Source organism: Bacteroides sp. UBA939 (assembly GCF_002293435.1).
Taxonomy (GTDB): domain Bacteria; phylum Bacteroidota; class Bacteroidia; order Bacteroidales; family Bacteroidaceae; genus Bacteroides.
Window position 1 is genome coordinate 8778 of record NZ_DBDF01000074.1, and the last position, 9206, is coordinate 17983.

Annotated in this window: 7 protein-coding genes and 1 pseudogene; all 8 read right to left on the reverse strand. The window is 43.4% G+C overall.

Annotated elements, in window-relative coordinates:
- Positions 1-194 precede the first annotated feature (194 nt).
- Entirely contained in the window at positions 195-1016 is an 822-nt protein-coding gene (locus B2Z67_RS05170; RefSeq protein WP_291528751.1) for a tetratricopeptide repeat protein, read from the reverse strand.
- A 42-nt stretch (positions 1017-1058) separates the two neighbouring features.
- Positions 1059-2009, reverse strand: a complete 951-nt coding sequence (cysK, locus tag B2Z67_RS05175) for a cysteine synthase A (protein ID WP_291528752.1) — start codon at positions 2007-2009, stop codon at positions 1059-1061.
- 169 nt (positions 2010-2178) lie between these two features.
- Positions 2179-3221 (reverse strand): annotated as a pseudogene (gene leuB, locus B2Z67_RS05180) (3-isopropylmalate dehydrogenase).
- A gap of 35 nt (positions 3222-3256) precedes the next feature.
- Entirely contained in the window at positions 3257-4813 is a 1557-nt protein-coding gene (locus B2Z67_RS05185; protein WP_291528753.1) for an alpha-isopropylmalate synthase regulatory domain-containing protein, read from the reverse strand.
- Positions 4803-5396, reverse strand: coding sequence for a 3-isopropylmalate dehydratase small subunit (gene leuD, locus B2Z67_RS05190; protein ID WP_291528754.1), 594 nt, complete (start codon positions 5394-5396; stop codon positions 4803-4805). The genes B2Z67_RS05185 and leuD overlap by 11 nt, the downstream gene beginning before the upstream one ends.
- Before the next feature lie 42 nt (positions 5397-5438).
- The gene (gene leuC, locus B2Z67_RS05195) at positions 5439-6839 is read right to left on the reverse strand and encodes a 3-isopropylmalate dehydratase large subunit (protein WP_291528755.1); all 1401 of its coding nucleotides are present in this window, start codon (positions 6837-6839) and stop codon (positions 5439-5441) included.
- Between the two features lie 64 nt (positions 6840-6903).
- On the reverse strand, positions 6904-8397 hold the full coding sequence (locus B2Z67_RS05200) for a 2-isopropylmalate synthase (protein ID WP_291528756.1): 1494 nt from the start codon (positions 8395-8397) through the stop codon (positions 6904-6906).
- 369 nt (positions 8398-8766) lie between these two features.
- Positions 8767-8997, reverse strand: a complete 231-nt coding sequence (locus B2Z67_RS05205; protein WP_291528757.1) for a hypothetical protein — start codon at positions 8995-8997, stop codon at positions 8767-8769.
- Positions 8998-9206: the final 209 nt, after the last annotated feature.

Here is a 9206-nt window from a genome sequence, read left to right on the forward strand (position 1 = left end):
AGACACTTATGAATAATGCAGGTTAGCTTGCATTATTCAAACTGTAGGCTAAAGCATCGGAATTCATCTCACGAGACGAAAAAATTCATCCCATGAGACGAAAAAATCCGTCTCGTGAGACAAATTTTCTCGTCTCACGAGACGGATTTTTTCGTCTCATGGGACGGATTTCCTCGTCTCACATATCTAATTTATCAATTACACTGCTGTAACAATTCCCGCAATTCCGCCTGCGGTACTCCCAATGATATCGCCTTTTCAAAATCTTGTTTTGCAAGATTCACCTTCTTTTGCAATAGATAAATCTGCCCGCGCATCAGGTAAGCCTCTATTTGAGAAGAGTCTAACTTTAAGGCCTCTTCCAAGTCAATCATAGCCAAATCAATATGCTGCATATCCAGTTCAACTCCCGCACGTGCAACATAAAGAGTAGCGTCCTGCGGTATTTCAGTCAGCATCTTATTTAAGATTTCCAGAGCCTTCGCATATTTTCCATCTTTCTGTTCCATAGTAGCAAGCCCCAGGCGAGCGTTATAACTCTGAGGATCAAACTGCAACAACCGTTCGTAATCAGCCCGGGCAAAATTGAAATCGCGACGGCTTGCGTAAATATAGGCACGCATCAGAAAGGCTTCCTTATTATTTGCTTCTATATCCAATACCAGGGAATAATCTATACGCGCTTGCTCATTCCGTCCCAATTCAAGATTAAGCGCAGCACGGTTCAGCAGAATGGGAACTGCACGCGGCGCTATATTCAATGCCAATGTGTACGACTCCAAAGCCTGTTCATAATTCTGTTGCCGCCGTTGTATAATACCAAGGTTAGAAAACAGCAAGGCATTATGCGGGTTTGCCGGTTCCAGTTTCAACGCCTGGCGGATATATTCTTCCGCCCGTTCCAAGCTATCCTGTTCTGTACAAACAATTGCACGCTCCGAAAGCTCCTGATATGTTTGGGAGAATGCCGGAATTACACCTATTATATATAAGGTGAAAAAGATAAGTTTCTTCATAATCAAACCATGTTTCAGAATCGGCTGACACTCGTTCCAATATCAATCAATAGGATAAGTATCGAATGCAAATAACTCAGTCGACAAATAGCGTTCTCCTGTATCCGGAAGAAGAGCGACAATTCTCTTACCGGCAAACTTCGGGCGTTGTGCCAGCAAACGGGCCGCATATACTACCGCACCCGAGGAGATACCAGCCAGTAGACCTTCTGTAGACGCCAACTCACGCCCACCACGGATTGCTTCATCATCGGGTACAGGTATAACTTCATCTACCAGGGAAGCGTCATAGATGGCAGGGATAAAGTTGGCGCCGATACCTTGGATACGATGTGACCCGGCTGTTCCTCCTTCCAGAAGAGGAGAAGATGCCGGTTCTACCGCAACGATGTAAGCATCAGGGTTATATTTCTTCAGAGTACGCGCCACACCGCAAACAGTACCGCCCGTTCCCACTCCGGCTACGAAAACATCTACTTCCCCATCCGTATCCGTCCATATCTCCTCGCCTGTAGTATCGGCATGAGCCTGTGAATTAGCAGGATTCTCAAACTGTTGCAGAATAACAGAACCGGGAATTGAAGCCTTCAGTTCCTGTGCCTTCGCAATAGACCCCGCCATACCGGCTTGTCCATCCGTCAGAATAATTTCCGCGCCCAATGCTTTCAACAGATTGCGACGCTCCATACTCATGGTTTCGGGCATGGTAAGCATCAGGTGATAGCCCTTTATTGTGGATACCATTGCCAAGCCGACACCGGTATTCCCACTCGTAGGTTCAATAATGGTGGCACCGGGCAACAAGACTCCACGTGATTCGGCATCTTTAATCATGGCAAAAGCCACACGGTCTTTCACACTTCCTGCCGGATTGAAGGCTTCCAGCTTAGCAATTATGTTCCGTTTTAACCTATACTTACAACTGTATTGCGCCAATTCCATAAGTGGTGTACGACCTATAAGTTCTGTCAGGTCTTTTGCGATTTTTGCCATAACAATCTAATTATTAATAAGTAACACAAATCATAAGTTTCTTTCCTCTAAAAGAAAAACAGCTTTCTTTATTTAACCGACATAAAACATGAAAGATTCAATGCAAGTTTGCACAAAGATAGGGAAAAAACTATTTGCTCGTTCGATTGTTACGTTTCTATCACGTAAATTAGCTACGGTTGATATAATCTACAATCCATTCTCCTACTTCTTTCGTTCCATATTTCCCGCCACCTTCCACTTGGATTTCCGGTGTGCGGATATTGGAATCAAGCGAAACGTCTACTGCTTTACGAATCAAAGCGCCTTCTTCCTTTAGGTTGAAATACTCGAATAGCATAGCTACAGAGAGGATTTGAGCCAATGGATTGGCTATATTCAAACCTTTTGCCTGCGGCCAAGAACCGTGAATAGGTTCGAATACCGGAGTACTTTCGCCTGTAGAAGCGGACGGAAGCAGCCCCATGGATCCGCTGATAACGGAACCTTCGTCNNATTTTCCGTAACCATCACATCGAAGAATTTAGGTTCCTGAATCATACGCATGGCAGCATTGTCCACATACATATAATCAGTGGTTACTTCGGGATATTGCGGAGCCATTTCCTGTGCAATCTGTCTCCACAAGCGAGAGGATGCCAATACATTTGCCTTATCCACTACCGTCAGATGCTTGTTGCGTTTCATTGCATATTCAAAACCAACCTTCAGAATACGCTCAATCTCGGGGCGGGTGTACATGTTCGTATCGTACGCTTTATCATTATCCTGATATTTCTCGCCAAAATACATACCGCCGGTCAGCTCGCGGATACAAAGAAAATCGGCGCCATCCACCAACTCTGCACGAAGCGGAGATTTGTGAAGCAGACATTTGAAAGTCTGCACGGGGCGGATATTGGCAAACAGCCCCAGCTTTTTACGCATAGCCAATAATCCCTGCTCGGGACGTACTTTGGCAGTAGGGTCATTATCAAATTTCGGGTCACCTACGGCAGAGAATAAAATAGCGTCTGCATTCTTACATGCTTCATAAGTGGCTTCGGGAAACGGATCTCCTACTTTATCAATAGCATCTGCACCGCAAATGGCATATTCATAACTTACTTTGTGTCCGAACTTCTCACAAATGGCACTCATAACATCTACACCTACGGTTGAAATCTCAGGGCCAATGCCATCACCGGCCAATACTGCAATTCTAAAATCCATCTTATTCTAATTTATTTTTATTCTTAATTCTTTTATTATTCATCTTGTAACTCCATTTTATATTCATCTTCAATGATATTCAGCATCTTCATTGTAGCTTTAATAGCCGCCTCGGTCTGGTCGGCATCCAGTCCGCGGGTACGAAATACTTTATCTTCAAAGCTCCAGGTGATTACCGTCTGCACAAAGGCATCGGTGCGTCCACCCGGCGGAATACTTACAGCATAATTTGTCAGCATTGGGAATTTGCGTCCCAAAGTCACCTTATATATTTTGCGCAATGCACGCACAAAAGCGTCATACTGACCGTCACCACTGGAACTCTCTTCAAATTCTTTCCCGTTGATTTCAATCTTCAACGTTGCCATAGGCTTTAACCCGTAAGCAAGATTCACAATATACGTTTTCAGCTTCACCTTATCACTCCTTACCCCGTGCTTTAGCACATCAGAAATGATATAAGGAAGATCTTCCTGTGTGACAAGTTCTTTTTTATCACCCAATTCAATGATACGTTCCGTCACTTTACGCATAGAGTCTTCATCCAGCGCCACTCCCAGTTCCTCCAGATTCTTGCGGATGTTCGCCTTGCCACTGTTCTTGCCCAATGCATACTCCCGTTTACGTCCGAAACGTTCAGGCAGTAAATCATTGCAATAGAGATTACTCTTATTGTCGCCATCGGCATGTACTCCTGCTACCTGGGTGAACACATTTTCGCCTATAATCGGTTTATTGGCAGGAATAGCAATTCCTGAATAAGACTCAACAACCCGGCTAACTTCATTCAAACGGCTTTCGTCAATATTGGTAATCGCATTAAAATGATCTTTCAGAATAGCCTGCACACTGGAAAGCGGTGCATTACCGGCGCGCTCGCCAAGACCATTGATTGTGGTATGTAGTCCTTTTGCTCCACTTAACACAGCAGCCAACACATTGCTGACAGCCAAGTCGTAATCATTATGCGGATGAAAGTCGAAATGAATGTGCGGATAACGTTTCATCATTTTCCGTATGTATTCAATGACTTGCAACGGATTCAGGATACCCAATGTATCAGGCAGCATATAACGCTTGATATTTGTATGAATCAGTGCATCCATCATTCCGAAAACATATTCCGGCGAATCTTTCATGCCGTTGCTCCAGTCTTCCAGATAGATATTGACTTCCATATCCTGCTCATTGGCATAATTTACTACGGCAATAATATCTTCGATATGTTCTTCGGGGCTTTTTCTTAATTGACCCTTGCAATGTTTCAGTGAACCTTTGCACAACAAATTGATGACACGGCAACCGGTAGCATGTATCCAGTCTATCGAGGTATGCCCGTCTACAAAACCCAACACTTCCACTTTCGGTAGCATATTTCGACGCGCCGCCCAATCGCATATCATCTTGACAGCATCAAATTCGCCTTCGGAAACTCGTGCAGAAGCTACTTCCACCCTGTCTACTTTCAATTCCTCCAATAGCAGGCGGGCTATCATCAGTTTCTCATGGGGTACAAACGACACACCGCTGGTTTGTTCACCATCGCGGAGTGTGGTATCCATGATTTCTATTTTAGGCTGACTATATCTCATTTTTGTTTTCCCAAGCTTCTATTTGATCCTTACTCTCTACTAAAAAATCAATATCATCCAAGCCATTCATCAGGCAATGTTTCTTATAAGCATTGATTTCAAAACATTCAGACTCACCCGTTGCTCTATTAGTAATGGTTTGTTCCGGCAGATTCACTTCCACTTCCATATTCGGTTCGGCGTAGATAGAATCGAAAAGTTCTTTCAGGAAGGGTTCGCTGACAACCACCGGCAATACAAAGTTATTTAATTCATTATTCTTATGAATATCTGCAAAGAAACTGCTGACTACCACCCGGAAACCATAATCGGCAATCGCCCAGGCAGCATGCTCACGGCTGGAACCCGAACCGAAATTCTTTCCGGCAACAAGAATCTGTCCGCCATACGCCGGGTTATTCAGAACAAAAGAGTCAATTTTATTCCCCTGTTTGTCATAACGCCAATCACGGAAAAGATTCTCTCCAAACCCTTTTTTCGTTGTAGCTTTCAGGAAACGTGCCGGAATAATTTGGTCTGTATCCACATTCTCCAACGGGAGAGGCACACAAGTACTGGTGATTATATTGAATTTCTGTTTCATTGTTTTTTTATCTTTATGATTATATTTCTATCCGTCACTAAATTACGATTTCATTAGTTCTCTCGGGTCTGTAATCACTCCTGTCACTGCTGCGGCGGCAGCTACCAACGGACTGGCAAGCAATGTACGCGAACCCGGTCCTTGGCGTCCCTCGAAATTACGGTTACTCGTAGACACTGCATATTTCCCGGCAGGCACTTTATCATCATTCATCGCCAAACACGCTGAACATCCCGGCTGGCGGATGGCAAATCCTGCTTCTTCCAGTATTTTGTCCAAACCTTCTTCACGAATCTGTTCGTCTACCATCCACGATCCCGGAACCAGCCAAGCAACTATGTGTTCCGCTTTCTTACGTCCCTTCACAAATGATGCAAAGGCACGGAAGTCCTCAATGCGCCCATTTGTACAAGCACCCAGAAAAACATAGTCCACTTTCTTACCCAGCAAGTTTTCTCCCGGCCGGAAATCCATATAATCCATTGATTTCATGAACGAAACTTTTGCAGCTTCTTCCATATTCTCAGTAGTAGGAATATGCTGTGTAATCCCCATACCCATTCCCGGATTCGTTCCGTACGTAATCATTGGTTCGATATCAGCCGCATCAAAACGTACTTCCTTATCAAACACGGCATTGTCGTCGCTCTTCAGTGTCTTCCAGTAAGCCAAAGCCTTGTCCCACGCTTCGCCTTTCGGAGCATACTCGCGTCCCTTGATATACTCAAATGTCACTTCATCAGGGGCTACCATGCCACCACGGGCACCCATCTCTATACTCAAGTTACACAAAGTCAGACGCCCTTCCATCGTAAGGTTGCGAACTGCTTCGCCGGCATACTCAACAAAATAACCGGTAGCGCCGCTTGTTGTCATCTCAGACATCATATAGAGAGCAAGATCTTTTGCAGTCACGCCTTTTCCCAGCTTGCCATCTATCATAATACGCATAGTTTGCGGCCGAGTTTGCAAGACACATTGCGAGGCCATTACCATTTCCACTTCGCTCGTGCCGATACCGAAAGCCACTGCTCCCATCGCACCATGTGTCGACGTATGCGAGTCACCGCACACAATCGTCATTCCCGGCAATGTTAAACCACGCTCCGGACCTACCACATGAATAATGCCATTCTTTTTATGCAGCATACCAAAATGAGATAATCCGAATTCTTCCGCATTCACAGCCAATGTATCTACCTGTGTTCTGGAAACAGGGTCTTCAATCGGTTTATCCTGGTCGTGTGTCGGTGTATTGTGGTCGGGCATACAATAAATCTTTTCCGGACGAAAACACTTAATACCACGCGCACGCAATCCGGCAAATGCCTGCGGACTGGTTACTTCATGACAATAAAGCCGGTCTATATATAACTGTGTAGGACCATCTTCTATTTTCTGAACTACATGGGCATCCCATATTTTATCAAATAATGTATTCATATTTAAGCTATTATATCTTTAATTACTAAAATTCATCTTGTAACTTTAACTTCTAACTTCTCATCTACTTGAACTTATTGATACAGTCAATATACGCTTCAACCGATGCGGCAATGATATCGGTATTCGCACCGAAACCATAATAAATATGATTATCATATTCCACCTGCATGTGTACCTTGCCCATATCGTCGCTACCTTTACTGATAGCCTGAATGGTGAACTCTTTCAACGTCATGTGGCGGTCTATTATCTTTTTCAACGCTTTTATTGCAGCATCCACCGGACCGTTCCCACTGGCTGCCGCTTCAAATTTCTCACCTGAAACATTCAATCCCAAACTGGCAACCGAACGTACCCCCACTCCACTCGTCACTTGCAGATATTCCAACTTGATACGGTGGTTCTGAGTACGGTCGGCTCCGGCAAGCAGAAGAATATCATCGTCATTAATATCCTTCTTCTTATCAGCTAACTTTAAGAATGCCTCATATACCTTATCCAGATTTTCCTGATTCATATCAACTCCAAGTACCTGTAAACGATTCTTCAAGGCAGCACGTCCGCTACGGGCAGTCAATACGATGGCGTTATCATCAATACCCACGTCATGCGGATTTATAATCTCGTATGTCTGTACATTCTTCAACACGCCATCCTGATGAATACCGGATGAATGTGCAAAGGCATTACGTCCCACAATAGCCTTATTGGGTTGTACCGGCATATTCATTAAACTTGAAACCAGCCGGCTCGTCGGATATATCTTCTGCGTATTGATATTCGTTTCAATCTTAATATCATTATGACATTTAATAATCATAGCCACTTCTTCAAGGGAAGTATTTCCGGCACGCTCTCCAATACCATTAATTGTCACCTCTACCTGCCTGGCACCGTTCAGCACACCTGCCATTGTATTGGCGGTAGCCATACCTAAATCATTATGGCAATGGGTAGAAAGAATTGCCTTATCAATTCCATTCACATGCTCCATCAGGTATTTAATCTTCGCACCATATTCCGAAGGCAAACAATATCCCGTCGTATCCGGTATATTCACCACCGTAGCGCCTGCCTTGATTACAGCTTCTACCACACGTGCCAGATATTCATTATCCGTACGTCCTGCATCTTCTGCATAAAACTCTACATCATCTACGAAACGGCGGGCATACTTCACAGCCGCTACCGCACGTTCAATAATTTCTTCACGATTGGAATTAAACTTATACTTGATATGCGAATCAGATGTACCAATACCTGTATGGATACGTTTACGCTTAGCAAACTTCAATGCGTCCACAGCCACATCAATATCTTTCTCCACTGCACGGGTCAGAGCGCAAATAGTAGGCCACGTCACCGCTTTCGAGATTTCAATTACCGAATTAAAGTCCCCTGGGCTGGAAATAGGGAATCCGGCTTCAATTACATCTACCCCCAGTGCCTCCAATGCCTTAGCTACTTGAATCTTTTCCACTGTATTCAATTGACATCCCGGAACTTGTTCACCATCGCGGAGCGTCGTGTCGAAAATAAATAATTTGTCACTCATTTCTTATTGTTTTTATAAATTATTGCCATTAAAAAAGCCTTTCACACTTTGGAAGTGAGAAAGGCTTTCGTATATTCTAATCATTACCTATATTTACGCACAGCACTCACTTCCACTAATCATTGCCAGTAGAATAATAATGCCACACAGTAGAATATATGTAAAATTCCGTATCATTTTATCTTCTTATTTTAATAACGGTGCAAAGGTATAGATAATTTCGTTCTGTACAAACAAAATCGTTACTTTTTTCATTAAAAAAACATCATTCTATAAGATATTTATGATTTTGCCCGACAATGTATAACAAAAAAGAGGGTAGTCAAAAGTAACATGCCCTCTTTCTGTATTGTCCTATGCGAGTAATAATTACTTCTTATCGCATTCTTTTTTCTCCTTGCAGCAAACCTTTGTGCTATCACAACAAGCAGTAGAGTCAGCTTTGCAACAAGCAGCGGCTGCAGAATCACAAGCCTGAACTTGTTCTACGGCAGTTGCCTCAGCAGCAACTTCTGCATCAGCAGCTTTTTTATTACCACAAGAAGTTACAGCAAAAGAAAATGCTACTGCTACAGCAGCCAAAAATAACTTTGTCTTCATCTCTAAATTTACTTTAAAACGTTAATAATAATTAGTGCGGTGCAAATATAAGAAAACTTTCGTAAACTGCAAACTCTCTTCGATATAACAATCTCAACTACTACTAAGTAGTTGCGCATCTACTACGTAGTAAATCAGACACTACTACCGGCAATCAGATATAATAAGCAGCAATTAAAAAAGCCCCCCGGTCTTTCGACCGGGAGGCT